25 protein-coding genes and 1 pseudogene are annotated in these 25500 nt (G+C 60.0%); 8 read left to right on the top strand and 18 right to left on the bottom strand.

Annotated elements, in window-relative coordinates:
- Nucleotide 1: 1 nt before the first annotated feature.
- From pilQ to ABNW52_RS03425, 5 genes are read right to left on the bottom strand one after another with little or no spacing between them, the layout of a single operon-like run.
- Entirely contained in the window at nt 2–2110 is a 2109-nt protein-coding gene (gene pilQ / locus ABNW52_RS03445) for a type IV pilus secretin PilQ (RefSeq protein ID WP_349584044.1), read from the bottom strand.
- A complete protein-coding gene (locus tag ABNW52_RS03440) occupies nt 2107–2628 on the bottom strand; it encodes a pilus assembly protein PilP (RefSeq protein WP_349584041.1) in 522 nt (173 codons plus the stop codon). Before ABNW52_RS03440 ends, pilQ begins: the two co-directional genes overlap by 4 nt.
- A 15-nt stretch (nt 2629–2643) precedes the next feature.
- The gene (locus tag ABNW52_RS03435) at nt 2644–3261 is read right to left on the bottom strand and encodes a type IV pilus inner membrane component PilO (RefSeq protein WP_349584038.1); all 618 of its coding nucleotides are present in this window, start codon (nt 3259–3261) and stop codon (nt 2644–2646) included.
- The gene (locus ABNW52_RS03430; protein ID WP_349584036.1) at nt 3258–3833 is read right to left on the bottom strand and encodes a PilN domain-containing protein; all 576 of its coding nucleotides are present in this window, start codon (nt 3831–3833) and stop codon (nt 3258–3260) included. Before ABNW52_RS03430 ends, ABNW52_RS03435 begins: the two co-directional genes overlap by 4 nt.
- A 1-nt stretch (nt 3834) precedes the next feature.
- A complete protein-coding gene (locus ABNW52_RS03425) occupies nt 3835–4956 on the bottom strand; it encodes a pilus assembly protein PilM (protein WP_349584033.1) in 1122 nt (373 codons plus the stop codon).
- Between the two features lie 132 nt (nt 4957–5088).
- Between ABNW52_RS03425 and ABNW52_RS03420 the strand changes: the two genes are divergently transcribed.
- Nucleotides 5089–7461 carry a penicillin-binding protein 1A gene (locus ABNW52_RS03420; RefSeq protein ID WP_349584030.1) on the top strand — a complete coding sequence of 791 codons (2373 nt, stop codon included), beginning with the start codon at nt 5089–5091 and terminating at the stop codon, nt 7459–7461.
- 58 nt (nt 7462–7519) lie between these two features.
- Here ABNW52_RS03420 and arsC read toward each other — a convergent pair whose 3' ends face one another.
- Complete coding sequence (arsC, locus tag ABNW52_RS03415) at nt 7520–7864, bottom strand: arsenate reductase (glutaredoxin) (protein ID WP_349584028.1); 345 nt, start codon at nt 7862–7864, stop codon at nt 7520–7522.
- 142 nt (nt 7865–8006) lie between these two features.
- Here arsC and ABNW52_RS03410 point away from each other — a divergent pair, with 142 nt between their 5' ends.
- Nucleotides 8007–9230, top strand: coding sequence for a multidrug effflux MFS transporter (locus ABNW52_RS03410; RefSeq protein ID WP_349584025.1), 1224 nt, complete (start codon nt 8007–8009; stop codon nt 9228–9230).
- A gap of 6 nt (nt 9231–9236) precedes the next feature.
- Here the strand turns inward: ABNW52_RS03410 and ybaK are convergent, their stop codons facing one another.
- The 4 genes from ybaK to ABNW52_RS03390 form a co-directional block, all read right to left on the bottom strand.
- The gene (ybaK, locus tag ABNW52_RS03405; RefSeq protein ID WP_349584022.1) at nt 9237–9719 is read right to left on the bottom strand and encodes a Cys-tRNA(Pro) deacylase; all 483 of its coding nucleotides are present in this window, start codon (nt 9717–9719) and stop codon (nt 9237–9239) included.
- A gap of 166 nt (nt 9720–9885) precedes the next feature.
- The gene (locus ABNW52_RS03400; protein WP_349584019.1) at nt 9886–10506 is read right to left on the bottom strand and encodes a protein-methionine-sulfoxide reductase heme-binding subunit MsrQ; all 621 of its coding nucleotides are present in this window, start codon (nt 10504–10506) and stop codon (nt 9886–9888) included.
- A gap of 11 nt (nt 10507–10517) precedes the next feature.
- Nucleotides 10518–11426, bottom strand: coding sequence for a protein-methionine-sulfoxide reductase catalytic subunit MsrP (gene msrP / locus ABNW52_RS03395; protein ID WP_349584016.1), 909 nt, complete (start codon nt 11424–11426; stop codon nt 10518–10520).
- A gap of 79 nt (nt 11427–11505) precedes the next feature.
- Entirely contained in the window at nt 11506–11685 is a 180-nt protein-coding gene (locus ABNW52_RS03390; RefSeq protein WP_349584013.1) for a protein MIGRI, read from the bottom strand.
- Between the two features lie 170 nt (nt 11686–11855).
- On the opposite strand from ABNW52_RS03390, the gene metX reads away from it, so the two are divergent.
- The 3 genes from metX to ABNW52_RS03375 all read left to right on the top strand — a co-directional run bounded on the left by metX (nt 11856) and on the right by ABNW52_RS03375 (nt 15383).
- Complete coding sequence (gene metX, locus ABNW52_RS03385) at nt 11856–12998, top strand: homoserine O-succinyltransferase MetX (RefSeq protein ID WP_349584011.1); 1143 nt, start codon at nt 11856–11858, stop codon at nt 12996–12998.
- Entirely contained in the window at nt 12995–13591 is a 597-nt protein-coding gene (metW, locus tag ABNW52_RS03380) for a methionine biosynthesis protein MetW (protein ID WP_349584009.1), read from the top strand. Before metX ends, metW begins: the two co-directional genes overlap by 4 nt.
- 109 nt (nt 13592–13700) lie before the next feature.
- Entirely contained in the window at nt 13701–15383 is a 1683-nt protein-coding gene (locus ABNW52_RS03375; protein WP_349584006.1) for an AmpG family muropeptide MFS transporter, read from the top strand.
- A gap of 63 nt (nt 15384–15446) precedes the next feature.
- On the opposite strand, the gene wrbA is transcribed toward ABNW52_RS03375, so the two are convergent.
- Entirely contained in the window at nt 15447–16043 is a 597-nt protein-coding gene (wrbA, locus tag ABNW52_RS03370; RefSeq protein WP_349584003.1) for an NAD(P)H:quinone oxidoreductase, read from the bottom strand.
- A gap of 55 nt (nt 16044–16098) precedes the next feature.
- Between wrbA and ABNW52_RS03365 the strand changes: the two genes are divergently transcribed.
- Nucleotides 16099–17307 (top strand): YihY family inner membrane protein, encoded by a 1209-nt coding sequence (locus tag ABNW52_RS03365; protein ID WP_349584000.1) that lies wholly within the window; start codon nt 16099–16101, stop codon nt 17305–17307.
- On the opposite strand, the gene ABNW52_RS03360 is transcribed toward ABNW52_RS03365, so the two are convergent.
- From ABNW52_RS03360 to fumC, 4 genes and pseudogenes are all read right to left on the bottom strand, one after another.
- Entirely contained in the window at nt 17262–18083 is an 822-nt protein-coding gene (locus ABNW52_RS03360) for a DUF3025 domain-containing protein (RefSeq protein WP_349583997.1), read from the bottom strand. The two genes, ABNW52_RS03365 and ABNW52_RS03360, sit on opposite strands and share 46 nt — an antisense overlap.
- Before the next feature lie 5 nt (nt 18084–18088).
- A complete protein-coding gene (locus ABNW52_RS03355) occupies nt 18089–18220 on the bottom strand; it encodes a hypothetical protein (RefSeq protein WP_349583994.1) in 132 nt (43 codons plus the stop codon).
- Between the two features lie 12 nt (nt 18221–18232).
- A pseudogene (locus ABNW52_RS18530) lies at nt 18233–18286 on the bottom strand (LEPR-XLL domain-containing protein); the annotation flags it as partial.
- A 59-nt stretch (nt 18287–18345) separates the two neighbouring features.
- A complete protein-coding gene (gene fumC, locus ABNW52_RS03350; protein ID WP_349583991.1) occupies nt 18346–19731 on the bottom strand; it encodes a class II fumarate hydratase in 1386 nt (461 codons plus the stop codon).
- Between the two features lie 588 nt (nt 19732–20319).
- On the opposite strand from fumC, the gene ABNW52_RS03345 reads away from it, so the two are divergent.
- The gene (locus ABNW52_RS03345; protein WP_349583988.1) at nt 20320–21060 is read left to right on the top strand and encodes a hypothetical protein; all 741 of its coding nucleotides are present in this window, start codon (nt 20320–20322) and stop codon (nt 21058–21060) included.
- A 23-nt stretch (nt 21061–21083) separates the two neighbouring features.
- On the opposite strand, the gene ABNW52_RS03340 is transcribed toward ABNW52_RS03345, so the two are convergent.
- From ABNW52_RS03340 to ABNW52_RS03330, 3 genes are all read right to left on the bottom strand, one after another.
- Entirely contained in the window at nt 21084–22163 is a 1080-nt protein-coding gene (locus ABNW52_RS03340) for a YagK/YfjJ domain-containing protein (protein WP_349583986.1), read from the bottom strand.
- Nucleotides 22164–22386: 223 nt separating this feature from the next.
- Nucleotides 22387–22596, bottom strand: a complete 210-nt coding sequence (locus ABNW52_RS03335; RefSeq protein ID WP_349583983.1) for a helix-turn-helix transcriptional regulator — start codon at nt 22594–22596, stop codon at nt 22387–22389.
- A 969-nt stretch (nt 22597–23565) separates the two neighbouring features.
- Complete coding sequence (locus tag ABNW52_RS03330) at nt 23566–24015, bottom strand: hypothetical protein (protein ID WP_349583980.1); 450 nt, start codon at nt 24013–24015, stop codon at nt 23566–23568.
- Nucleotides 24016–24473: 458 nt separating this feature from the next.
- On the opposite strand from ABNW52_RS03330, the gene ABNW52_RS03325 reads away from it, so the two are divergent.
- Nucleotides 24474–25430, top strand: a complete 957-nt coding sequence (locus ABNW52_RS03325; RefSeq protein ID WP_349583978.1) for a DUF932 domain-containing protein — start codon at nt 24474–24476, stop codon at nt 25428–25430.
- Nucleotides 25431–25500: the final 70 nt, after the last annotated feature.

The following is a 25500-nucleotide window of genomic DNA, read 5'->3' as shown; positions in this document are numbered from 1 at the left end:
ATTAGCGGGCAATCAGCTCGCTTTCCACGATGCGCGGTGTAATGAAGACCAGCAGTTCACGGCGGTTATTGATCACCGATTTGTTGCGGAACAAGGCACCCAATACCGGGATGTCACCGAGCAATGGCACTTTGTTTTCGGTGTTGCTGGTGTCTTGCGTATAAATGCCGCCAATGACCACCGTGCCGCCGTTTTCAACTCGAACTTCGGTTGTCACGGTTTTCTTGTCGATAGCCGGTTCAGTGCCAACCGAGACGGTGTTGCTGACGCTATCTTTGGATAGGTTCAGCTTCAGCACAATATCTTCGTCTGGCGTTACCTGCGGTGTTACGGTCAGGCTTAGCAATGCTTCTTTGAAGCTGGTATTGATCGTGTTGGCCGTGCTGCTGGTATAGGGGATTTCGGTACCTTCGGAGATGGTGGCCGAAGTACGGTCCGCAGTGAGGATACGTGGGCTGGACACAATTTTGCCCTGGCCTTCCTGTTGCATCGCGGAAAGCTCCAGCCCGATCAGCGTGCTGGCGCTCTTGTAGATGGCGCCAATGCTGGCCCCGGCTAAACCCGCGGGCAGATTAACGTTGGGGCTGAACGAAATCGTACCACTATCGTTGATGGTGCCAATCGAGGTGTCGCCGCCAATCTTGTTGATGCCCAGTTTTACGCCCAGATCGCGCTGGAAGTTATCCTTGGCCTCCACGATGCGGGCTTCAATCAGCACTTGGCGCAGTGGCGTATCCAGTGTCTGGATTACCTTGCGCAGCTCCTCAACCACGGAAACACGGTCGCGCACGATGATCTTGTTGGAGCGCGGGTCCACCACCAGGCCCGTAAACTTGGCATTCTGCGCAGCGTTGGCACCATCCATCAGGTTGTCGGCGGTAATGCCCTCGCGATAGACGTTGACCAGTTCTTTCAGCGCGTCCTTGAACTCTTCCACCGCGCGGTACTTGATCTGGAAGGTTTCGGTGATCAGTGGTTCGGTGTTCACTTTCTGGCGCTGTGCCTCGGCCGCCTGTTTCTCGGTGGCGATCAGCTCGGCGCGGGGCGCGATACGGATCACATTGCCGGCCTGGCGTTTTTCCAGATTACGTTGTGCCAGAATCAGGTCCAGTGCCTGATCCCACGGGACGTCTTTCAGCCGCAGTGTTAGCGAGCCGTTAACCGTGTCGCTAACGATCACGTTTAGGCCGGTAAACTCGGCAATCACCTGCAGTAGCGAGCGCACTTCCACGTTCTGGAAATTCAGCGACAAACGCTCGCCCTTGTAGGGGCTCTTGCCTTGGGCCAGCAGTTGGGCGTCCTGTTCTTCGGCGGTGCGTTTCTGGATTTCAACGACCAGCCGGCGGTCCGTCTGGTAGGAGGAGTAGCTCCAGTTGCCTTCCGATTGAATGGTTACCCGGCTGCCGTTGCCTTGGTTGATCGCGTCCACGCGCGAGGCCGGGGTGGCGAAGTCGGTGACATCGAGACGGCGTTCCAGCGAGCGGGGAATCTTTACGCCAGCCAGATCGATCACGACATTCTTACCTTCGCGGCGGATATCAACCGGGGTGTTGGCACTTGGCAGGTCCATCACAATACGGGCGCCTCCTTCATTGCCACGGCGGAAGTCCAGATTGGCGAGCAAGCCATTTGGCGCGATTGCCCCTGGTGCCGCAGCCACGACGGGCGGTTGAATTTCTGTCGGCGGCTCTGCGGCCAACGTTTGGCTGCTGCCGATGCTAGGGCTGTTGCCTGCCAGGGTAACCAAGACGCGATTTTGTTCAACTTTGCTGCTGTAGGAGGCTGGCTTGGTCAGCGACAGCACTAGGCGCGACTTGTCCTGTCCTTCAACTAGCGTCGCACCACTAATCAGACTGCTGTTGAGTGTCAGCTGGTTCTTCCCGGTCTGATTACGCGTGGCAGGGAAGTCAAAAGCAATGCGTGGTGGAGAAGACAAGGCAAAGCTGCGCGGTGCCGGGGCACCATCGGCGAAGCTGATGGCCAGTACTTGCTCATCCTGATTGTTTTGAATGAGCTTGACGTCGGTAATGGTGCTGGCCGCCCATGCGGGTAGAGACAGGCCTGTGAGTAGCAGGGCCGAAGAAAGCAGTGTCAGCGTAATTCTTTTCATGGGGTTCTTCCTTGTTCCACCTGCAGGTATAGGTGATTTTCCTGCTTGACCCATTCACCATTAATGTCTTCTACCGTTTCATCAAGCCGCACGTCAGTTTCGCTAATGCTGCGCACGATGCCGAAATTGGGTCCGACAAAGCTGCCGACCTGAATGCGTTGAATGCCGACATCGGGCGTTCTGAGCAGACCAATGCGTCCCCGCTTCAGCATGATGGTGCCGACCAGTTTCAGCTTGTCCAGATCGTAGTTTTCTAGCAGCTCTCTTGGCCGTTGCGTATCCGGCAGGTTGTTGCGGGCACTTTTCTTCGCGATTTGCAGGCGGTCGGTATTGAAAGGCGGAATCAGGCTTTGCCCCTGATATTCAAAGGGCGTGTACGGCTGCATCGGCGGAATAGGCTCGATTGAGCCTTTGATGTCTTTGCCGGCATCGCGCATCCACTGCTCGATATCGTCATCCTGTTTATAGCCGCAGCCTGTCAGCAGCAGTCCGAGCAGTAGCGTAATGATCAGTTTCATGATAGGCGCTCTGACTCAGGGTTTGGGCGCAGCCGGCGCGGCTTCGCTCGGATCAATGGCACGATAGGTGCGGGCGGTGGCGTCCATGCCCAGGCGTGGCTCTACCGGTCCACCGGCTAGTGGCGATAGCGTAATGTTGCCAAGGGTCACGATGCGCGACAGCTTGCCGACGTCAGTGGCAAAAGTGGCCAGATCGTTGTAGCTGCCGGTTAGACGGATCTGAATGGGCAATTCGGAGAGCTGGTCGTTACGGATTTCTGCTGCCGGGCGGAAAAGATCGAATTGCAGCCCGCGGCCAACCCCAGCTTGGTTGATTTCCGTCAGCAGTGAGTCCATTTCTGCCTTGCTGGGCAATTGTTTCAGCATGGCATTGAATGAACGTTCAATCTCTGCCAGCTGCGCTTGCAGCGCAATCAGGTTGGCAACCTGCTGCTTTTTGCCCAAAAAGGTTTCTTTCAGCTGCTGCTCTTTGCTTTGCTCGCGGTCAATTTCGTCCAGCATGTCGCTAAATAGCGCGTAGTAGGCGAGCCCAAAGACCAGTAGCGCCAGAAAAACCATCGCGCCGACCTGTGCCTGCAGCGGCCAGTTGGGGGTGTCCTTGAAGTCGAGCTGGCGAATTTCGTCCAGTGTCATTTCTTCTCTCCCGGCTTATTGCCCGGTGTTGCTTGCTGGCGCAGATTGACGTTGAGGCTGAAGCGGTTGGCTCGAATATTGTTTTCGACGGTGGCGCTTACCTCGATGAGAACCGGGTCGGCAAAAACTTGTGAATTGCTCAGGTTGCGCATCAGCAACGACACCCTGGCGCTGGAGAGCGCAGAGCCGCCCAGGCTGATCGATTGTCCATTCTGGCTGAAATTGCGCAGGTACACGCCTTCCGGGATGACTCGGATCAGCTCATCGAAGACGCGCACGGTCTGCCCGCGCTCGGACTGCAGTTTTTCGATCAGCGCCTGGCGGGTGAGCAGGGCCGAGCGTTTCTGACGGAGTTGCTCGATATCTTTGAGTTGCTCGTTGAGTTTGGCAATTTCCTGTTCCAGCCGCTGGTTGCGCGCGATCTGGGCTTCTTTCCAGCTATCTAGCAACAAGTAAGTGCCTGCCGTGATTGCCAGGATCGCGATGATGCTGCCCAGCAGAATGTGCTGGAAGCGTTTGCGGTGGGCCGCCTTTTTCTGTTCGCGGTGCGGTAGCAGGTTGATGCGGATCATTTTAGTCAAATCTCCGCAGGCCAAGTCCGCAGGCAACCAGTAGGGCTGGCGCATCCAGCAGCAGTTCCTTCAAGGGAATGCGTGGAGCCTGGGTCATGGTAGTGAAGGGGTTGGCGATCATGGTGCTGATCTGGGTGCGCGCCAAGACGGCATCGTCCAGTCCTGGCAACATGCTGCAGCCACCGGCCAGCAGGATGTAATCCACGCGCAGGTATTGCGAGACGCTTACCGTGGTATAGAAGAACTGCAGCGCGCGCTGGATTTCTTGTGACAGCGAATCGACGAAGGGGTGCAGCAGCTCGCTTTCAAAACTGTCCGGCAGGGTCATTGAGCGCTTGGCAACTTCCGCATCTTCGTAGCTGTAGCCATAGCGGCGCTGGATGTCGCGGGTGAGCTGGCTGCCGCCGAAAGCCTGTTCGCGGTAGTACAGTTGCTGCTCGTTGCGGATGATGGAGCACTGAATCTTGCTGGCACCAATATCAAACAGGGCAAACGTCTGATTCATGCCCTGGTCCGGCAATTGCTGCTGAATCTGCTCAAAAGCGGTCATCATGGCGAAGGCGTCGATATCCACCAGCTCTACCTTGAGCCCCGCCATTTCCGCCACCGCCACCCGCTCTTCTACTTTTTCCTTGCGCGCTGCGCAGATCATCACGTCCAGATCCCCGGCACTGTTCAGCGAGGGGCCAAGAACCTGGTAGTCGAGGTTTACTTCGGCCAGCGGGAAGGGAATGTACTGGTTAGCTTCGCGTTCGACCTGTACCTCCAGATCGTCCTCGTCCGCGGCGGCGGGAACCAGGATTTTTTTGTAGATGGCCATGGAGGTGGGCAGGCTGACTGCGGCACGGCGCGTGCCGGTGTCCAGTCGTTTCCAGGCGCGGCTGATGGCACCGGCGACTTCTTCCATGTTGTTGATGTTGCCATCGACGATGGCGTCCTTGGGCAACGGCTCAATGACGTAGCGTTCCAGCTGGGGAGTATGGCCGATGGCACCAAACTCCACGATCTTGACCGCAGAGCTGCTCACGTCCACCCCAAGCAAGGAGTTCTGGGCGGGTTTTAGCCAGTTGCCCAGAACGTTTTGCATGCCGGCAAAGTCAAAACGACGTTTTTCTACTGCCATGTGCGTGTGGACGCCGGGTACCGGCGGCCAACCTCCCTTATCGCGGCGCTTGTTGCTTGCGCTCGTTGCAAATCATCGTGCGGCATTACCATACAGGTATAATGCGCCATCCCATTTATAGGCTAGAACATCATGCTCAAGCGTGTTGTGATCTTGATCGCGGGTTTCATCGCCGCGGCCAGCGTATTGCTGGCCGGCTTGGTGGTCATCGCGATCATTGTGACGTATCCGCGCCTGCCCAGTCTGGACATTCTCACCGATTACCGTCCCAAAATGCCGCTGCGTGTTTACACCGCAGACAATGTACTGATTGGCGAATTTGGCGAAGAGCGCCGCTCTTTTACCCGCATTCAAGATGTGCCGCAATACATGAAGCAGGCATTGCTGGCAGCCGAAGATGAGCGCTTTTACCAGCATGGCGGTATTGATTACCTGGGGGTAATGCGCGCTGCTGTTGGAAATATAGTATCAGGACGCACGCATTCGGGTGCAAGCACCATCACCATGCAGGTGGCCAAGAATTTCTTCTTGTCGAGTGAGCGCACCTTCACGCGTAAATTCAATGAAGCGCTATTGGCATTCAAGATTGAGCATACTTTATCGAAAGACCAGATTCTCGAGCTGTATATCAATCAGATTTACTTGGGACAGCGCGCCTATGGTTTTGCCGCCGCCGCGCAGGCTTATTACGGTAAGCCATTGAATACGCTTAGCATTGCCGAGATGGCGATGCTGGCCGGTCTGCCCAAGGCACCGTCCACATATAACCCGGTAGTCAACCCGGAGCGGGCACACCTGCGGCAACTGTATGTTTTACGGCGCATGTACGAACTGCGCTTTATTTCCGCCGAGCAGTACGAGGCCGCCAAGGCGGAAAAACTGGTGCTGGCGCGGCAGACGCTGGATAGCAGTCTGCCGGCACAGTACGTGGCCGAGATGGTGCGCCAGGCGATGTACGGCCGTTACAAGGAGGCCGCTTACACCGAGGGCTATCGCGTGTTCACCACGCTGGACAGCCGCAACCAGCAGTGGGCATTCGATTCGCTGCGCGCCGGGTTGATGGATTACGACCGTCGCCAGTCGTATCGTGGACCGGAGTCTTTCGTCGACCTGTCCGCCATCCCGCAGGAAGAGCTGGAGGAAACGCTGGACGAAACCTTGTCCGCCATTCGCGACAGCGGCAACCTGCAGCCGGCCATCGTGTTGGCGGCCAACCCGTCGCGGGTGCGGCTGTATCTGCGTGGCGGCAAGCGGGTGGATGTCACCGGCAGCGGCCTCAGCTTCGCCCGCTTCGCCCTGTCCGAGCGTGCCACGCCGGCACAGCGCCTGCGTCCGGGCGCCCAGGTTCGCGTGCAGCAGGATGCCAAGGGCAACTGGCAGATTACCCAGATGCCGGAAGTGGAAGGCGCCTTCGTGGCGATGGACCCGCGCAGCGGTGCCATCAAGGCGCTGGTCGGCGGCTTTGATTTCAACCGCCGCAGCTTCAACCACGTGACCCAGGCCATGCGGCAGCCGGGTTCCACTTTCAAACCGTTCATCTACTCGGCGGCGCTGGATCGCGGCTTTACCCCGGCCACCTTCATCAATGACGCACCGATCACCATCGATCCGCAGACCATTGGCGGCCAGAGCTGGGATCCGAAGAACGATGACGGCAAATATGCTGGCATGATCAGCATGCGCCGCGCACTGGCATTGTCGAAAAACCTGGTATCGATCCGCATCATGATGTCGATCGGCCCGGATTTCGCCCAACAGTACGCACAGCGTTTCGGCTTCGATCCGAAAAATATCCCGGCCTACCTGACCATGGCACTGGGCGCCGGCCAGGCCTCGCCGATGCAGATGGCGGAAGCCTATTCGGTGATTGCCAACGGCGGCTACCGTACCCGCGGCTACTTCATCGAGCGTATCGAGGATGCCAGCGGTCGCCTGCTGGCTCGCACCGCACCGGCGGTGGCTGGGCAGAACGCGCCGCAGGCGATTGACCCGCGTAACGCCTTCATCATCGGCAATATGCTGAAAGACGTGGTGCGCTACGGTACTGCCAACCGGGCGACGGCGCTGGGTCGCAGCGACATCGCCGGCAAGACCGGTACCACCAACGATTTCCGTGACGCCTGGTTTGCCGGCTTCAACCCGTCGCTGGTGGCGGTGACCTGGGTCGGCTTTGACCAGCCGCGCAGTCTGGGCCGCTATGGCTACGGCGGTACCGCGGCCCTGCCGATCTGGATCAACTACATGAGCAACGCGCTGAAGGGTGTGCCGGATATCGAGCTGCCGCCGCCACCGGGCGTGGTGGTGAAGGCCGGTGCCGGCCTGCGCGGCAACGACGAGTACTTCCTGGAGGAGTTCCAGAGCACCAATCCGGAGCTGCGCATCAACAACCGCGGCAGCGTGCCGGGGAATGGCAATCATGCGCCGCAGTCGTCGGACGCGGCGGCGGATGAGCCGGCTACACCGCCGCAGGATGCGGTGGAAAACGTCAAAGAGCAGTTGTTCTAGCGCATGACAAACGGCCCGGGAAACCGGGCCGTTTGCGTCTGTTGCCGTATCGTGCCGCTTACAGCAGCGTCAGCAGGTTTTCCGGCGGGCGGCCAATGGCGGCGGCGTGTTCGCTGACGGCAATCGGGCGCTCAATCAAACGCGGGTGTGCCACCATGGCGGCAATCAGCGCTTCGTCGCTCAGGCTGGCATCGGCCAGCCCCAGCGCCTGGTATTCCTCTTCCTTGCTGCGCAGCAGTGCGCGGGCAGGGATGCCCAGCAGCGCCAGAATCTGGCGCAGTTCGTCGGCGCTGGGTGGCGTTTTCAGGTATTCGATTACTTGCGGCTCGATGCCGCGGTCCTGCAGCAGTTGCAAGCCTTCACGCGATTTGGAGCAGCGGGGGTTATGGTAGTAGCGCAGCATGTATGTGTGGACCTTTCCGGCGTTGCGCCCGTCATTACGGGCAGTCGACAAGCGTTGTCGATAACGCCTAATGTACAAAACGCCTAATTTGAAACCGCACAGTGTAGTGCGCGGCCAACCTTTCGAGAAAGCAACTTTTCACATGGCAGACACCGCCAACAAGCGGCAAGGAGCATTGGCCCTGCTACTGGCCGCCCTGGCCACCCTGGGGCCGTTTTCCATCGACACCTTCCTGCCGGCGATGAGCGATATCGGCCACGCGCTGGATGCTTCGCCGGTGCAGATGCAGCAGGCGCTGTCGGTGTACCTGTTCTGCTATGGGCTGATGATGCTGTGGCACGGCGCTATTTCCGATGCCGTTGGCCGCCGGCCGGTGGTGCTGGTGACCTCGCTGCTGTTCGCGCTGGCGTCCATCGGCTGCATGCTGGCGCCCAATCTGGGCACGCTGCTGCTGTTCCGCGCGCTGCAGGGCCTGTGCGGCGGCGCCGGCTTGGTGGTGGGGCGGGCGATCATCCGCGACCGTTTCACCGGCCACGATGCGCAGCGCATGATGTCGCAGGTCACCATGCTGTTTTCGCTGGCACCGGCGGTGGCGCCGGTAATCGGCGGCTGGCTGTTCGGCGCCTTCGGCTGGCGTTCGATCTTCCTGTTCATGGCGCTGGTGGGGCTGGTGCTGTTCGTGATGAGCTGGCGCAGCCTGCCGGAAACCCACGGCCCGGCGCAGCGCTCGCCGCTGCATCTGAAGCACCTTGCGGCCAACTATCTGGAAGTGGCGAAGAAGCACGACTTCCAGCTGCTGGCGCTGGCGGTGACCTTCAACTTTGCCGGCTTCTTCGTCTACATCCCGGCGGCGCCGGTGTTCCTGATGCAGCACCTGGGGCTGGGCCACAACGACTTCCTGTGGCTGTTCGGGCCGGCGGTGGGCGGCATCATGCTGGGGGCGTTCATTTCCGGGCGTCTAGCCGGGCGCTTCAGCGCGCGCCAGCAGGTCAACCTCGGCTACGGGCTGATGTTCAGCGCCGCTGCGCTCAACCTGCTGCAGGCGCTGCTGCTGCCGCCATCGGTGCCGTGGGCGGTGCTGCCGCTGGGCCTCTACACCGTGGGCATGTCGGTGGCGGCGCCGTCGATCACCATCGTGCTGATGGACCAGTTCCCGCATCTGCGCGGCACGGTGTCGTCGGTGCAGGGCTTTGTGCAGACCATGATGTCGACGCTACTGGCCGGGGTGATCGCACCGCTGGTGTGGGGCAGCGTGCTCAATCTGGCCTACTGGATGCTGTTCTCGGTGGCGCTGGGTTTCGTGCTGCGCATGCGCTATCGCCGGCGCATGGACCGTCACTACCAGGCCATCGAGCTGGAGCAGTAAGCCGAATCAGGCCTGGGCGTTGACCAGCACCGGCTGCAGCACGCGCTGCACCTCGGCCGGGCTGACGCCGATCAGAAAGCCGCGCTTGCCGCCGTTGATGTAGATGCGCGGCAGCACGGCGATGCTGGCCTCCATATACACCGGCATGGCGGCCTTGGTGCCGAACGGACTGGTGCCGCCCACCTGGTAGCCGCTGTGCTTGTCGGCGGTTTTCGGGTCGCAGGGGCTGATCTTCTTGGCGCCGATCTGCTTGGCCAGCATGCCGGTGCCCACCTCGCGGTCGCCGTGCATCAGCACGATCAGCGGCTTGTGCTGCTCGTCTTCCATGATCAGCGTCTTCACCACGCAGTGCTCGTCCACGCCCAGCTCACGGGCGGAGACCGCGGTGCCGCCGCGTTCCTCGTACTTGTACAGGTGCTCGCTGTAGTCCACCTGGTGTTCGCGCAGTACGCGTACTGCCTGTGTTACCGGTGTCTTGTCCTTGGCCATTTTCGAAAAATTCCCGCTTTTGTCGCAATACTGCGTTACTCACGAAAAATCCCTCCTTACATATCCACCATATGCGGCGTCGGGATTTTTCATTCGCGCCTTGTCTTGCTTAGAAACCGGGCTTTTTCGAGCTACCCAGTCATCTACCGCAAAATCAAACCGGCGCTTATTGTACGCGCCGCGGCCAACGTTGCCACAGCCGCCAGGCCAGCAGCACCGCCAGGATGGCGGCATAGAGCGCCGGCTGGCTGATGTCGCGCTTCACCAGCCACCAATAGTGCAGTACGCCGCAGATCGCCAGCGGGTAGACCAGCCGGTGCAGCCGGCCCCAGTTGCGCTTCAGCCGCTGCATCCAGCCATCGCTGGAGGTGATCGCCAGCGGCAGCATCAGCAGCATCGCCAGCATGCCGACGGTGATGAATGGCCGCTTCAGGATGTCGTGGCCGATGGCGCGCCAGTCGAAGAACTGGTCCAGCCACAAATAGCTGCTCAGGTGCAGCACGCCGTAGAAAAAGGCGTACAGCCCCAGCATGCGCCGCAGGCGCAGCAGCCAGCCGGGCGCCCCCAGCCAGCGCAGCGGCGAAATGGCCAGCGTCAGTAACAGCAAGCGCAGCGTCCACACTCCCAGCGCACGGGTCAGGTATTCGATGGGATTCACCGCCGTGCCTGTGGCCACCACCCAGGCGATGTTGCACAGTGGCAGCAGGCACAGCAGGAACACCGCGCCCTTGAGCCAGGACAGCTGGCGCGGCGACGGGCGGGCAAGGTTGGCCGCAAGGGTAAGCATGGCCGCCTCCATCAGAAGTTCTTCACCAGATCCATGCCACGGTACAGCTGCGCCACCTGCGTGCCGTAGCCGTTGAACGGCAGCGTCTTGCGCTTGAGGAACTCGCCGATGCGCCGTTCGCTGGCCTGGCTCCAGCGCGGGTGGTCCACCGCCGGGTTGACGTTGGAGTAGAAGCCGTACTCATCCGGTGCCGCCAGGTTCCAGCTGGTGGCCGGTTGTTTTTCCAGCAGCCGGATGCGGCTGATGGCCTTGATACTCTTGAAGCCGTATTTCCACGGCACCACCAGCCGGATCGGCGCGCCGTTCTGCTTGGGCAGCACATCGCCGTACAGCCCCACTGCCAGAATGGTAAGCGGGTGCATTGCCTCGTCGATGCGCAGCCCTTCGCGGTACGGCCAGGCCAGCACCCGCCGTGCCACGCCCGGCATCTCGCCCGGGCGTAGCGCAGTCTCGAAGGCCACGTATTTCGCTTTCGAGGTTGGCCGCACCTGCGCCAGCAGACTGGCCAGCGGAAAGCCGATCCACGGAATCACCATGCTCCAGCCTTCCACGCAACGCAGACGGTAGATGCGCTCTTCCTGCGGGTATTTCAGCAATTCTTCCATGCCGAAGCTGCGCGGCTTTTCCACTTCGCCATCTACCACGATGTTCCACGGCTGGGTCTTGAGGCGGCCGGCGTACAGCGCCGGCTCATCCTTGCCGGTGCCGAATTCGTAGTAGTTGTTGTAGCTGGTGATGTCGCTGCGGCTATTGGCCTGCTCGGCGGTGGAGTAGGGGCTTTTCCTGGCCGGCAGCGCCGCCAGCGCACTGACCGGCAGCAGCAGGCCGGCGGCGCCCGCCATGAACTGGCGGCGATTGAGGTAGACCGCTTCGGGGGTGATGTCCGACGGCAGAATGTCGGCGGGGCGGCGAATCAACATGGCGCATCTCCTGGCAGGTGATGCCGGTAAGTCGGCGGGGCAGGCCGATTCTGACAGTGCGCCGGGCAAAAAATTCGCGTTACAGGCGGATGCCGGCCAGGAACAGCCCCAGCAACAGCAGCGAGCTGGCCAGCAGCGCGATGGCCAGCGCCCGCACAAACTCGTGTACCGTCTGGCGCTGCTGCCGGTTCAGCAGCCAGCGCAGCGCCAGGTAAATCACGCCCAGCAGCAGCAACAGGCGAAACAGGCGGCCGATCATCGTGCAGTCCAGCGAAAAGAGGAGCGGCGATTATCGGTAGCCGGACGGCAGGTGCGCAAGCGCGCGTTACCGATATAATCGCTGCTTGCCATGGAGAAGCCTTGATGCGGACGGGGCAGAGTCGCAAAGACCAGCATCCCCGCCCGCCGCCGACTAGCAAAGAGAAACGCATGCCCAATAACGCATCTTCCGTCGGTATCGTCAGTGCGCAGCGCGCACTGTTCGAGACGCCGCTGGAGCTGGCCTGCGGCGTCACGCTGCAGCAGTACGAGCTGGTGTTCGAAACCTATGGCGAGCTGAATGCCGAGCGCAGCAACGCCATCCTGATCTGTCACGCGCTGTCCGGCCACCACCATGTGGCCGGCCGCTACAGCGAGGACGACAAGGCCGCCGGCTGGTGGGACAACATGATCGGCCCCGGCAAGCCCATCGACACCAACCGCTTCTTCGTGGTCGGCGTCAACAACCTGGGCGGCTGCCACGGCAGCACCGGCCCGTCCAGCATCGATCCGGCCACTGGCCAGCCGTGGGGCTCGCGCTTCCCGGTGATGACGGTGCCGGACTGGGTGACCTCGCAGGCGCGGCTGGCCGACCGGCTGGGTATCGGCCGCTGGGCGGCGGTGATCGGCGGCAGCCTGGGCGGCATGCAGGCGCTGCAGTGGAGCATCGCCTACCCGGAGCGCATTGCCCACGCGCTGGTGATCGCCTCCGCGCCCAAGCTGTCGGCGCAGAACATCGCCTTCAACGACGTGGCGCGGCAGGCCATTCTCACCGACCCGGATTTCTGCGGCGGCGACTTCTACGCCGCTGGCACCATTCCGCGCCGTGGCCTGCGCCTGGCGCGCATGCTCGGCCACATTACCTATCTGTCGGACGACGGCATGGGCGAGAAATTCGGCCGCATGCTGCGCTCCGGCGAATACAAGTTCGGCTACGACGTGGAATTCGAAATTGAGAGCTACCTGCGCTATCAGGGCGACAAGTTTTCCGATTACTTCGATGCCAACACCTACCTGCTGATGACCAAGGCGCTGGACTACTTCGACCCGGCCAAGGATCACGACGGCGACCTGGTGGCGGCGCTGAAAAAGGCGACCGCCAGCTTCCTGGTGGCCAGCTTCACCAGCGACTGGCGCTTCTCGCCGGAACGCTCGCGCGAGACGGTGAAGGCGCTGATCGCCGCCGGCAAGCGCGTCAGCTATGGCGAGATCGAGTCGGTGCACGGCCACGATGCCTTCCTGATGACCGACGGGCCGTATGTCGATCTGATGCGGGCTTACCTGAACCGCGTGGCAGAGGAGGTCAACGCATGAGCTTTTTCGATTCTCTCCGCCCCGACCTGCAACTGATCGCCGACTGGATTCCCGCCGGCAGCCGCGTACTCGACCTGGGCTGCGGCGAAGGCGAGCTGCTGGCCTGGCTGCAGCAACACAAGCAGGCCAACTGCTACGGTGTGGATTTCGATGTCAACAACGTGGTGGGCTGCGTCAAGGCTGGCGTCAACGCCATCCAGGGTGACCTGGAAGCGGGCCTGGCCGAATTCGAGGACCAGCGCTTCGACCACGTGGTGCTGTCGCAGACCATCCAGGCGATGCGCCACACCGAGGAGATCCTGCTGGAGATGCTGCGGGTTGGCCGCGAGGCCATCGTCACCTTCCCTAACTTCGGCTACTGGCAGAACCGCTGGCAGATCATGCTCGGGCGCATGCCGGTATCGGACGACATGCCGTACCAGTGGTACAACACCCCCAACATCCACTGGTGTATGCTCGGCGACTTTGACGAACTGTGCGCCAAGAACCACATCCGTGTGCTGGAGCGGGTGGTGATGACCGGTGGCCGGCAGGTGAATTTCCTGCCCAATCTGCGCGGCAGTCTGGCGTTCTACCGCGTCACCCGCGGCTAAGCGGCGGCCTGCCGCGGCCGCCACGCACCGATCGGCCGTTTGCGGCCAACCCTGACCATATACGGGGCGCTGCGGCGCCCTGTTCATTTGCCATACAAGGGGGCGCTTGATGCGCGATATCCGACAGCTGGGCGCCTGGCGCATGCTGATGATCTGGGTGCTGGGCTTTGCCAGCGGCCTGCCGCTGGCGCTGTCCGGCACCGCCATGCAGGCGTGGCTGACGGTGGACGGCATCGACATCGCCACCATCGGCTTTCTGAGCCTGGTGGGGCTGCCGTATACCTTCAAGTTCCTGTGGGCGCCGCTGATGGACCGCTTCGAGCCGCCGTTCTTCGGCCGCCGCCGCGGCTGGCTGGTGTTCACCCAGCTCGGCCTCGCCGCCACTTTGCTGGCGATGTCGGCGCTGTCGCCGGCCAGCGATGTGCAGGGCTTTGCGCTGCTGGCGGTGCTGCTGTCGTTCCTGTCGGCGTCGCAGGACGTGGTGATCGATGCCTACCGCACCGACGTGGTGACGCCGGAACAGCGCGGGCTGGCGTCGTCGCTGGGGGTGTTCGGCTACCGGCTGGCGATGGTGCTGTCCGGCGGCGTAGCCATGGTGTGGGCCGACCCGCTGAGCGGCAGCGGCTGGAGCTGGAACAACGTATACCAGGTGATGGCCGGCATCATGCTGGCGGCGGCGGCGGCCTCGCTGCTGCTGTTGCCGGCGGTGCCCAAGGACAACGTGGCGCCGACAAGCGATGCCCGCAACGACCTGAAAGGCTTTGCCGCGCTGCTGCTGGCAGTGGTGATCGGCTACCAGTTCACCAGCCACGTGCTGGCGCCGCTGGCCGACCGGGTACTGACGCCGCTGTTCCCGCCGCAGGTGGCCAGCACGGTGGCCAAGACGCCGGTGCCGCTGCTGGGCAAGCCTGCAGCTAACCTTGCACCCACTGCAGCGGTGGCGGCCCCGGCGACTGACAAGGCGCCGGTCGCCGCCCTGGTCGACAATCCGGACAAGAAAAAATGGGTAGACCTGCTGTCCTTGCTGCTGGGCATGGCGGTGACCGTGCCGCTGGCATGGTGGGCGGCACAGAAGGCCCGCTTCGAGACCCTCAACCGTTCGCTGGGCAACTATTTCAGCATGGAGGCTGCCGGGTCGTTTCTGGCGCTGATCATCCTGTACAAGCTGGGCGACGCCTTTGCCGGCGCGCTCACCACCACCTTCCTGCTCAAGGGCATGGGCTTTGCCCAGGCCGAGATCGGGGTGGTGAACAAGGTGATCGGCATCTGGCTGACCATCGTCGGCGCGCTGGCCGGTGGCGCATTGATGCTGCGGCTGGGGCTGTACCGTGCGCTGATGGCGTTTGGTGTGCTGCAGCTGCTGTCCAATCTCGGCTTCTGGCTGGTGGCGGTATCCGGCAAGGGGGCGTGGGGCGGCTTCGAGCTGCCGGCGTTCGACTGGCTGATCGTGGCGTTGAAGGACAGCACCCAGGTGGATTACCTGCTGCTGTTCGCGGTAGCGGTGGAGAACCTGTCCAGCGGCATGGGCACCGCGGCGTTCGTCGCCTTCCTGATGGCGCTGTGCAACCAGAAATTCACCGCCACCCAGTTTGCGCTGCTGTCGGCCTTCGCCGCGGTGGGCCGGGTGTGGGTGGGGCCGCTGTCCGGGGTGCTGACCGAAAGCATCGGCTGGCCGGCGTTCTTCCTGTTCTCCACCTGCGCCGCCTTGCCGGGGCTGATCATGCTGGCGCGGTTGAAGGTGCGGGTGCAGGCGCTGGACGTGCCGCGCGGCGCGGTGGCGCTGGACGACTGATGTCCGGCGCTGTCTGGCAAAACGCCCCGCAATGCGGGGCGTTGTCGTATCTACCGCTGCGGCTCAAGCGCCTGCGGCCAACCTTTTCGCTGCCTCGGCCAGGCGCTTGCCCTGGGCGATGGCCAGCTTCTTTTCGTCGTCGCTGAGCGCCACGTACTGGCTGCCGCTGACGTGGCTGGGGCCATACGGCGTGCCACCGGTGGTGGTGTGGACAACGCCCGGTTCGGTGAACGGCAGGCCCATGATCAGCATGCCGTGGTGCAGCAGCGGCAGCATCATCGACAGCAGGGTGGATTCCTGGCCGCCGTGCAGGCTGCTGCTGCTGGTGAACAGGCAGGCCGGCTTGCCGACCAGGGTGCCCTGCATCCATTCCGGTGCGGTACCATCCAGAAAGTACTTCATCGCCGCCGCCATATTGCCGAAGCGGGTGGGGCTGCCCAGCGCCAGGCCGATGCACTCGGCCAGGTCCTGCTTTTCCACGTACGGGGCGCCGCTGTCCGGTACTGCCGGGGCGGTGGCCTCGCATACGGTGGATACCTTGGGCACGGTACGCAGGCGGGCGCGGCAACCGGGCACGCTGTCGATGCCGCGGGCGATCAGCCGCGCCAGTTCACGGGTGGCGCCGTGCTGGCTGTAATAAAGCACCAGAATATCCTGCATGGACTGTCCTATCGGTTAACATTGGCGACCCGCATTTTAACGGCTTGCCATTACCGTGTCCTTTCCCGTTCCCGCCGTGCTCGGCTTTGCCGACTTCATCCGTCGCCGCCTGGCGCAGCAGCGTGTGCTGCAGGTGGCGGGCAGCCTGACTTTCACCACCCTGCTGGCGCTGGTGCCGCTGCTGACCATCGCGCTGACGGTGATGTCGGCGTTTCCGGTGTTTTCCGACTACAGCACCCGTTTCAAGGTGATGCTGTTGTCGACGCTGGTGCCGGAGTTCGCCGGCAAGGTGATTACCGTCTACATGCGCCAGTTTGCCGACAATGCCGAAAAACTTACCGCCGCCGGCATCGTGATGCTGGGGGTGACCTCGCTGATGCTGATGTCGACGGTGGAACGCACCTTCAACAGCATCTGGGGCGTGCGCCGCGCGCGGCCGTGGCTGCAGCAGAGCATGGTGTACTGGACGGTGCTGACGCTGGGGCCGCTGGTGCTGGGCGGCGGCCTGCTGGGCTGGCGGCTGCTGTTCAAGACCACCCATATCGAGCGCATCTCGCCGCTGCTGGATGAAAGCCTGCAGGCGCTGGGCAGCATCGGGCTGACCATGCTGGTGCTGGCCTTGCTGTTCCGCATTTTGCCCAACCGCTATGTGCCGCTGAAGCACGCCATGCTGGGCGGGCTGGTGACTGCCATCCTGCTGGAAGCCACCAAGCTGGTGTTCGGCTTCTACATCGGCGAGATTGCCAACTACCAGCTGGTGTACGGCGCCTTTGCCAGCCTGCCGATTCTGCTGCTGTGGCTGTTCTGCCTGTGGCTGGTGGTGCTGATGGGGGCGGTACTCACCGCCTCGTTCTCGTACTGGGAAGGCGCGGCGTGGAAGCGGCGCAATGAACCGCGGCGGCGTTTTCTGGATGCGGTGGAAGCGCTGGTGATGCTGGACCATGCCCAGGACGACGGCCTGGCACTGCGGCCGGAAGACCTGCGCCGCGAGGTGAAGGTCGGCTACGACGAGCTGGGCAGCGTGCTGGACAAGCTGGCGCAGGCCGGCTACGTGCAGCGTGGCGCCGGCGACAGCTGGGTGTTGCTCAAGCGCGCCGAGCACATCCTGCTGGCCGATGTGTTCCGCCTGTTTGTCTACCGGCCGGAGTGCGGCGATGGCGACGACGACATCGCCGCCGGGGTGGAGAAGCTGTTGCAGCCCACCATGGGCGATCTGGCTCAGTACAGCGTGGCGGAGTTCGCCCGTCGCGTCGGGCGGAAATAGTCGCTATTGCCGTAGAAGGCGGCATCCTGCGGCTGCCACCAGCCGGGGATGCCCAGCAGCGGCAGCGGCAGCAGCGCGCGCGGCCGCGCCAACCAGCCATCGTCCGCCAGCAGTGCGGCCAAGCTGGCATCCAGCGTCTGCTGGCGCTGCCAGTAGTCCAGCGCAAAGAAATCCTCGGCTACCGGCAGCAGCAGCGCCTTGCCGCACCAGCCGATATGCATCGCCAGTCCCTGCTCGAACAACGCGTGGCCCAGCACGTGGCTGTCGATGCGCCTTCCCCAGGCGGCGGCGTGCTGCACGAATAGCGCCTGCCAATCCATGCCTTGCAGTGCGGCGGCTAGCGCGTCGTCGCAGACCGGCACGATCACCCCGCATTCATCCAGCAGCGTGGCCGCATCGCGGAACGGGCCGCGGCCAACCTCGCCGCGCTCGATGGCGCGCACGTGGCGGGCATTGAGCGCCAGTTTACTCTGCGGCCACGACAGCCACGCCAGCGCGCCAAACCAGTCGTGCCAGTTGTGCGTGCGGGTGGGAATCTCGCCGCTGCTGCCGATGTGCATCTCGTAGTACTGCGCCGGCTCCAGGTCGCAGGCAAAGCGCAGCGCGGCCGGCAAAGGTTGGCCGCAGCCACGGGCATGATCCAGCAAGGCGTCGTATTCGGCCTGCGCGGGCCAGTCGGCGAACTGCGCGGCATCGCGCCACGGCGCCAGGCTGCGATACAGCGGGTGCTGCGGCCAGGCGGCAAATGCCGTCGGCAGGCAGCCTTGGGCGGCCATGCGCATTACTGCGCCTGGCTGCTGGCGGCGTTGGCTTGTTGCGCGGCGGCTTGCGGCTTAAGCAGGAAATGGTTCACCGCGCTGGCCAGCACGATGCCGAGAATGGCGAGAATGGACAGACGTTGCAGCAGGTTCATGGTGGTTCACGGTTAGGGGCCGCCGGCAGCGGGTGCGGGCAGCGGGGTTGCGGACAACAGCATGCGAAGCGCCGCATTCTAGCAATGTTCGCCGCGCATGGCTGCACGTTGGCCGCTGTTGGCCGTCAGATCATGCTATCCGGCTGCACCCAGGCATCGAATTGCTCGCCGTTGACTTCGCCCAGCGCCAGCGCCGCGTCGCGCAAGCTCAGCCCGTGCTGGTGCGCATGCTTGGCGATGGCCGCCGCGCGGTCGTAGCCGATATGCGGGCTGAGCGCGGTGACCAGCATCAGCGAATTGCCCAGCAGCTCGTCGATGCGCGCGCGGTTGGCGGTGATGCCGCGCGCACAGTGGACGTCGAAGCTGGCCATGCCGTCCGCCAGCAGGCGCACGCTTTGCAGGAAGTTGTGGATGATCAGCGGCTTGAACACGTTCAGCTCGAAATTGCCGGCACTGCCGCCGATGGCCAGCGCCACATCGTTGCCCAGCACCTGGCAGCACAGCATGGTCAGCGCCTCGCACTGGGTGGGGTTGACCTTGCCGGGCATGATGGAGCTGCCGGGCTCGTTTTCCGGCAGCTGCAACTCGCCCAGCCCGCAGCGCGGGCCGGATGCCAGCCAGCGCACATCGTTGGCAATCTTCATCAGCGCCACTGCCAGTGTTTTCAGCGCGCCATGCGCGCCGACCAGCGCGTCGTGCGCGGCCAGCGCGGCAAACAGGTTGTCGGCCACCCGGAATGGCAGACCGCTTTCTGCGGCCAACTGTGCCGCCACCTGCTGGCCGAACTGCGGGTGGGTGTTCAGCCCGGTGCCCACAGCGGTGCCACCGACCGCCAGCTGGCACAGCGCCGGCAGGGTGGCGCGGATGGCGCCATCGGCATGCGTCAGCTGCGCCACCCAGCCGGAGATCTCCTGCCCCAGCGTTAGCGGCGTGGCGTCCTGCAGGTGGGTGCGGCCGATCTTTACCACGCTGGCGAACGCCGCCGCCTTGGCGGCCAGGGTGGCATGCAGGCGCTGCAAGGCCGGCAGCAGCTGGCTGCTGATGGCACTGGCGGCCGCCACATGCATGGCGGTGGGAAAGGTGTCGTTGGATGACTGCCCGAGGTTGACGTGATCGTTGGGGTGCACCAGCCGGCCGCTACCACGCTGGCCGCCCAGCAGCTCCGACGCCAGATTGGCCAGCACCTCGTTCATGTTCATATTGGTCTGGGTGCCGGAGCCGGTCTGCCACACCGACAGCGGGAAGGCGTCGGCGTGCTGGCCGGCCAGCACCTGCTCGGCCGCCTGTACGATGGCGCTGGCCAGCGCCTCATCCAGCAGCTCCAGCCGGGCATTCACCACCGCCGCGCTGCGCTTGATGCGGGCCAGCGCCAGGATTAGCTCTGGCGGCATGCGTTCGCTGGAAATGGCGAAATGCTGCAGCGAACGCTGGGTCTGCGCGCCCCACAGTGCCGTGGCGGGCACGGCGATGTCGCCAAAGGAGTCGCGTTCCTGCCGGTAACGGGGTTTCATGCTGCAGCCTCCTGCGGACGGATACTCCAGTGTAGTTGGCCGCAGCAGACAACAAAAAACCCGCGCGGCCAGCAGGCGGGCGGGCCCAGCAGTAATCGAATTGTGCCAGGAAAGCTATGCTAGATAAGGAAGTTGCTGTTTTGGGTTTTGAATGTACCCCCAAATGTACCCCCAGGTGCTTGGGGGCCGGCTTCCTGATCGCCACTAGCACATGCAGTTGCCCTTGTAAGTTCGCCCAATAGTATCACAAAGCCATCAGCAACCTATTGTGGCAAGAGTAGGTTCTACAGCTGCATATAGTGCAGCACATGGTGCCTTCTGATCCCTTCTCGATTCAAATCGATGAGCCGGCAATACCTTACTGACCCATCCACTTGGTCTTTTCACCATGCCATGCGTTTGTGGTGGTGGTGGGCGATGGGCATGTGGGATTGCCCTGGGCACTATCATGTTGCCATCCACTTGCGGATGGCGTAGATGTTAACATTCGTGTATGCAGCCAACTCGGGCAAGGGGGGGCGGTGGCTTGCTGGATCTTCTTGTGGCTGGCAAATTATATGTTTTAAATTGACGATAAGGAAAGCATTAATGAAAGAGCTACTTTTTAAAAAAAAGGAAGAACTTATTTTTGATGTAAAATTGCAATTTTCTGAAATGGCAAAATCATTGGATGTGATAAGAGGAAATGGAGGTAAAAACACTGCTGACATAGATGTGAAAATTGATCAGGCTTGGAAGGCTTTTTATCAACAGGTAGAGGATTTTCTTTCGACTTCTTATTTTGTTGATGAGGATGATGTCGTAATGGAAGAGGTAAGTGATTCCGCTGATAATGAGGTATATATTCCATCGATTATAGGGCAAGATGCATATGATTTTCTTTTTAGTGCATTGCGCTGCTGCTTGCAGATAGGAAAAATCAACAGCGCTCTATTCAAAGAGGAGGTTGTTCTATCTGATTGGATTGACAAGTTAGCTGCTGGTTATAGACAACTTGGGAAAGCTTCTGCGTACGGTGATGCCTTTTACTTCAAGGCACAAGACACTTTCCGTGCAAGCAAGGGGGGAGCTGTTAAGAATGAAAAATCGAATGAAGATCGAGAAATTCTTGCGATAGAGGTAAGGCGCCACATTCTTGTGGTAAAAAGCAGTAAAGGCAGAATGAGTCAAAGTAGCTTTGTCAATCTAATATTTGCAGATATGCGCATATTTGTTGATAAAAATGGTTTGAAGTGCAGTGACAGCACGCTTGAGAAACGGTTGAAATATATTATCAAAGAAGACGATGAGGCAAAAGACTTATTTAATAAATATATTGCCAAGCAATAAAAAAGGAGGCCATGGCCTCCCTTTTATTTCATCCTCCCCGTTACAAACGATCGTGCCCCCTTCTCTGTGGTCAAGCGGATGAAATCATCTGGCTTGGTAAGGTAGCCCGCCGCTCGCAAGAGATGCGTACGCTTCTCTTTTTCTTCGCGATGCACCATGCCGATTCCACTGTATGTCGACCCCTCCCATCGTTGGTTGCAATTGTAATAGACGCCCTTCCCATCAGTGATTTCTTTCCAGTGCTCACCAATGGTCTTGGCAATGGAGATTCCTTGGCAATGATGCCTGCCATCAAGGGCAATTAGAATGTGGCCATGGTATCCTTTGTTATGGCCATGCTCTATTTTGTACATGTACCCTATCCGGTTTTTGAAAAGGCCATGTATGGCATCTTGCTTTAGTAAAACTTGTATCTGTTGCTTGATGCCCTCGAATGTAGCAAAATTTCTGTCTAATAATGTCGTGTCCTTATGGTAAGACAGGTAACCTACGTCTAAGCGTATCCATAGAATCCGAGCATGCTTTTTGAAAGCTTTGGCAATGTAATCGGTAACTCGTTTTTTATTTTTCCTAGAGGATCTGGTCCATGATCCCAATTCTGTTCTAACAGCTTCCGATTTTGCTTCAGATTTCAACCAGAAAATCCAGTCATTAAGATTGCTGCATATCTTATCGGCTACATCTTTGCTAGGCAGGGCACGAGTAATATCTTTAAGTGAGTATGGTAGCTCACATGAGCTAGCACGAACCATCTTGATGAATAGCCTTGTGTATGGATGGAGCTTTTTTTCTTCTCCTAGATGCATCAGATCAGGAGAGTTTGCAATGGCTATTGCAATGCTTTCAACTGTACGTGTTGATTTTATTCTGTAGAGGTTGCTCCCAGTTATTCGTTCGTAAGAAAAGATGGTCTTTTTTACTTGCATAATATTTTGTACGGCTGTCATCAAGATTTTTGCAAGTTCATGATGATCTTCGTAGGTATGAAGAGAGATATTTCGACCATTATCATCGTGAAGTAAAATGGAATTGGAGTTGAGGCTGTTGTATAGATACTCTTCGGATTTTTGTTTCCTTAAATAGCTTACATCCCAATTTTTCATGAGCAAGCTTGGCTTCTTTCTTGTGGATGTGAATCTGTTTTTAGTTAATGGCATGGAGTTGTGTTTTCTGCTTGTGTTTGTTTAAAGTCTATGTAAGATCAAATGTTAAAATCGAGATTGTATTTGATCCCCCGCTACATAATCTTGCTGCTGGTGTTTTTCTCCTTTCTGTTTGGGAATTTCTTCCTTTTTTCAAATTTTACCTGTGCTTGAATTGGTTCCTTTATTTAACGGTGCGGGTCAAGATCCAGCTTTCTACATCTGCAAGAATCCAGGCAATCGAACGGATTCCTATCTTCTTCGGCAGCGGAAAGTCAGGGATGTGGCTGGGGTGCTTGGGGTTCATCCAGTTGTAGATGCACGACTTGCGACGGCCGGTCAGCAGCTCAACTTCTTTGAGCCCAACCAGGCGGAGAGAGGACTGCGGTGCCATGTAAATTTCCCTGTCAGTGAGTTGATGGGGGCGAATCTACAGGTGATTTTTTGGCGGTGGAATTCGAGTGCTTGGTGTACTTTTTTTACCTACAAGCATTCGGTTTGACTTTTCGTAATTTTTCTGAGTGTCTTGTGGCTGCGGTGGCCAGGGGGTCGTGGCAGGTGATCTGCTTTGGATGCGGTAAGGCGGCTAAGTCTTTTTGCTGGCCGGTCCAATCGCATGGGAGAGAGTGGTTACTGCAAGCAGGGATGCCACCATAATTGATGGGGATGCTGGAAGGTGTTCTGTGCAGGGAAAGCTGTCTGCGAGATGGGGCAACGTATGGCGGATGTTGGTGCTGTCGGGTGGTGTGTGCAGGTGCCATTTAGCCAACGAAATCGAGGTAAAACCGTGCCACTGCATGGCGATCAATCTACGCTTTTTTCTTGGTGGGGTTGGGTGCTAGGACAGCTCCACAGTCTCTGCATTTTGCTGGCCAAGATAGGGTTACGAATTAGGGCCGGGTCAGCGCAAAGCCAATACTGGCTTGGGTTTGCACGGTAGGGTGGTTCTGACAACGGCCCCGCTCCATTAGCGCTTGGCGTGGCTACATTTGATGGTGACGAGGAGTAAATTTTTTCTAGCGCGGTGAGCATCCGGTAGCGGTGGTGAGGCAGATACGATAGTGCGCTGCGTATAGCGCATGTGAGCAGGGGGAATGCCTGCATGTGCAACCGAGTGGTCAAGCCTTGGGTGAATGTCATGCAGAGGGGGGGGGAGAGGCTGTGGTACTTGTGCTCTTCCTACAGGAGGCATGAGTACATGCGGCATCGTGACCTCATCAGCATGTTCTTTTTCCATACTAGCTATCTGTGCAAGGCGTCGACGAAGCAATACGGTAGTGGACAGCATGGCTTTAGTAGTCGTCGCCGATAGCCCTTGAGCTGGTGGCAACGACTACGGGCATTGGAACCTCGTTAGAGTCGGCTACTGCTCCCAGCGCGAGGGATAGATAGCGCCACTTGGTATGAACATCTTCTCCTTGATTGCGCGGACTGCCGCGTTTTCGCTGCTGACGCCCTTGACTACTAGCTCCTTGGCGTAATCGGAGGCTTCAGTGAAAGCATTGGTCGGACGAGTTTCGCCCGGATACATGGGGCTACCGTCGTCTCTATCGGCGCGAGCGCAGGCTTCGAGGCAAAGTTGCGCGATATAGCCACGGCGCTTACGGGAGAGCTCAACAATGGAGGCGGACTGCTGCGTCTCAATGGGGGTGCGGCTCATCTTTTCCAGCCAGTCTGCCTGTCCCGCGATGGCAGAGAGCAGATGCTGGTCGGTCATCGGCTTGGGATCGTCAAAAGACTGGCGACCGCTGCCGATGGCTTTCAAGATGAAAATGATGATTGCGACGATGATGATTCCGCCTAGCAGTTCCATGGTTGCAGCCCCTTGACCTTCAAGTTTTTCGGAGTAACCATAATGCCACTGTATTGACTGACTCGGAATATCGAAGGAGCTAATGTGAAATATGGCTTCGCAAACAGCCAGAATCGAGTAAGTTCGGAATTTGGCGTAAAAGTGCCAATGACAGCTGCCCTGCTGAGTGGACGCATCGACTGAGTTGTATGTGCAGCCTGTCCGACAGGCTTTCATGCCAAGCAGTCACTGAATGGCTGCTCCGACTAACTGTGAGAGAGCCACCACAGCTCAGTAGCAGGCAATCCTGCTGAGGTAGGTTGTTTGCTTTGACCGGGGTTTTTGCTGTATTGCATTGAGGATGCTAGATTTTCACAGCCATATATCACCACCATGACGCACGCCGAAGTCTGCAACGACACTCGGCAATCTCGATCTGCCCCGGCACTGTCTGGGGCATTTTTCATGGAGCTGGTGATATGTCACATCTGGTAGAAACCATGGCCTTTGTCGGTGCCACGCCCTGGCATGGGTTGGGCAATCAACTGACGGAGCAACAACCGCTGGACGTGTGGCAACACGAGGCCGGCATGAACTGGACCATCGAGCAGAGCGATGTGCTGTTCAATGTGTCCAGCGATGGCATGCACATCCGGCTGCACAGCGACGCCAAGGTGCTGTACCGCTCCGATACGCTGGCACCACTGTCAGTGGTATCACCGCGTTACAAGGTGGTACAGCCGCACGAAGTACTGCACTTCTATAACGACCTAGTGCATGCCGGCGGCTTCGAGCTGGAAACCGCAGGGGTGTTGAAAGGTGGGCGCAAGTTGTGGGCGCTGGCGCGTACCGGACAGGAAACGCTGCTCAAGGGCGGCGACCGGGTCAAAGCCTACTTGTTATTGGCCACCAGCTGCGACGGCACGCTGTGTACCACGGCGCAATTCACCTCCATCCGCGTGGTGTGCAACAACACGCTGCAGATGGCGGTAGGGGAAAGCCGTGGTGCGGTGAAAGTGCCGCACTCGACGGTGTTCGATCCGCAGGCGGTGAAGGAGTCGCTGGGCATTGGCCTGTCGTCGTGGGATCGCTTCATCGGTGATATCAAGTCGCTCAGCCGTCGGCCGGTGTCGCCAGAGGAGGCCCGCCGCTATTTTGCCGAAGTGTTGGATGAACCAATGCAGGAAGAGGACGACGACACGGTCACCTCCCGCGCGATGCAGCAACTGTCTGTGTTGTATGCCGGTGGTGGTATGGGGTCGCTGCTATCTAGTAGCCGCAATACCGCCTGGGGGCTGGTGAATGCCGTTACCGAGTATGTCGACCATCGGCGTCGTGCCCGTAGCCAGGACTACCGTCTGGATTCCGCCTGGTTTGGTCAGGGGGCGCAGCTGAAAGACAAGGCGCTGCAGCAGGCCATGCTGTTACTGGCGTGAGGCGCAGTCAGCTTCTGCTATCTGATTTTACTTTCCCACTATGCAAGGCCCGGCCGGGGTTACCCCGGGC

This window comes from Vogesella oryzagri (assembly GCF_040148885.1).
Taxonomy (GTDB): domain Bacteria; phylum Pseudomonadota; class Gammaproteobacteria; order Burkholderiales; family Chromobacteriaceae; genus Vogesella; species Vogesella oryzagri.
The sequence above is the reverse complement of the archived record's forward strand: the minus strand, read 5'-3'. Positions and strand labels throughout refer to the sequence as shown.

Bases quoted from the DNA above. Each gene is read 5' to 3' on its own strand.
- ABNW52_RS03435 (WP_349584038.1), bottom strand. From the start codon at position 3,261: ATGACACTGGACGAAATTCGCCAGCTCGACTTCAAGGACACCCCCAAC.
- ABNW52_RS03340 (WP_349583986.1), bottom strand. From the start codon at position 22,163: ATGAAAAATTGGGATGTAAGCTATTTAAGGAAACAAAAATCCGAAGAG.
- pilQ (WP_349584044.1), bottom strand. From the start codon at position 2,110: ATGAAAAGAATTACGCTGACACTGCTTTCTTCGGCCCTGCTACTCACA.
- arsC (WP_349584028.1), bottom strand. From the start codon at position 7,864: ATGCTGCGCTACTACCATAACCCCCGCTGCTCCAAATCGCGTGAAGGC.
- ABNW52_RS03440 (WP_349584041.1), bottom strand. From the start codon at position 2,628: ATGAAACTGATCATTACGCTACTGCTCGGACTGCTGCTGACAGGCTGC.
- wrbA (WP_349584003.1), bottom strand. From the start codon at position 16,043: ATGCAGGATATTCTGGTGCTTTATTACAGCCAGCACGGCGCCACCCGT.
- ABNW52_RS03400 (WP_349584019.1), bottom strand. From the start codon at position 10,506: ATGCTTACCCTTGCGGCCAACCTTGCCCGCCCGTCGCCGCGCCAGCTG.
- fumC (WP_349583991.1), bottom strand. From the start codon at position 19,731: ATGAAACCCCGTTACCGGCAGGAACGCGACTCCTTTGGCGACATCGCC.
- ABNW52_RS03360 (WP_349583997.1), bottom strand. From the start codon at position 18,083: ATGGCCGCCCAAGGCTGCCTGCCGACGGCATTTGCCGCCTGGCCGCAG.
- ABNW52_RS03355 (WP_349583994.1), bottom strand. From the start codon at position 18,220: ATGAACCTGCTGCAACGTCTGTCCATTCTCGCCATTCTCGGCATCGTG.
- metW (WP_349584009.1), top strand. From the start codon at position 12,995: ATGAGCTTTTTCGATTCTCTCCGCCCCGACCTGCAACTGATCGCCGAC.
- msrP (WP_349584016.1), bottom strand. From the start codon at position 11,426: ATGTTGATTCGCCGCCCCGCCGACATTCTGCCGTCGGACATCACCCCC.
- ABNW52_RS03335 (WP_349583983.1), bottom strand. From the start codon at position 22,596: ATGGCACCGCAGTCCTCTCTCCGCCTGGTTGGGCTCAAAGAAGTTGAG.
- ybaK (WP_349584022.1), bottom strand. From the start codon at position 9,719: ATGGCCAAGGACAAGACACCGGTAACACAGGCAGTACGCGTACTGCGC.
- ABNW52_RS03375 (WP_349584006.1), top strand. From the start codon at position 13,701: ATGCGCGATATCCGACAGCTGGGCGCCTGGCGCATGCTGATGATCTGG.
- ABNW52_RS03410 (WP_349584025.1), top strand. From the start codon at position 8,007: ATGGCAGACACCGCCAACAAGCGGCAAGGAGCATTGGCCCTGCTACTG.
- ABNW52_RS03345 (WP_349583988.1), top strand. From the start codon at position 20,320: ATGAAAGAGCTACTTTTTAAAAAAAAGGAAGAACTTATTTTTGATGTA.
- ABNW52_RS03420 (WP_349584030.1), top strand. From the start codon at position 5,089: ATGCTCAAGCGTGTTGTGATCTTGATCGCGGGTTTCATCGCCGCGGCC.
- ABNW52_RS03390 (WP_349584013.1), bottom strand. From the start codon at position 11,685: ATGATCGGCCGCCTGTTTCGCCTGTTGCTGCTGCTGGGCGTGATTTAC.
- ABNW52_RS03330 (WP_349583980.1), bottom strand. From the start codon at position 24,015: ATGGAACTGCTAGGCGGAATCATCATCGTCGCAATCATCATTTTCATC.
- ABNW52_RS03425 (WP_349584033.1), bottom strand. From the start codon at position 4,956: ATGGCAGTAGAAAAACGTCGTTTTGACTTTGCCGGCATGCAAAACGTT.
- metX (WP_349584011.1), top strand. From the start codon at position 11,856: ATGCCCAATAACGCATCTTCCGTCGGTATCGTCAGTGCGCAGCGCGCA.
- ABNW52_RS03325 (WP_349583978.1), top strand. From the start codon at position 24,474: ATGTCACATCTGGTAGAAACCATGGCCTTTGTCGGTGCCACGCCCTGG.
- ABNW52_RS03430 (WP_349584036.1), bottom strand. From the start codon at position 3,833: ATGATCCGCATCAACCTGCTACCGCACCGCGAACAGAAAAAGGCGGCC.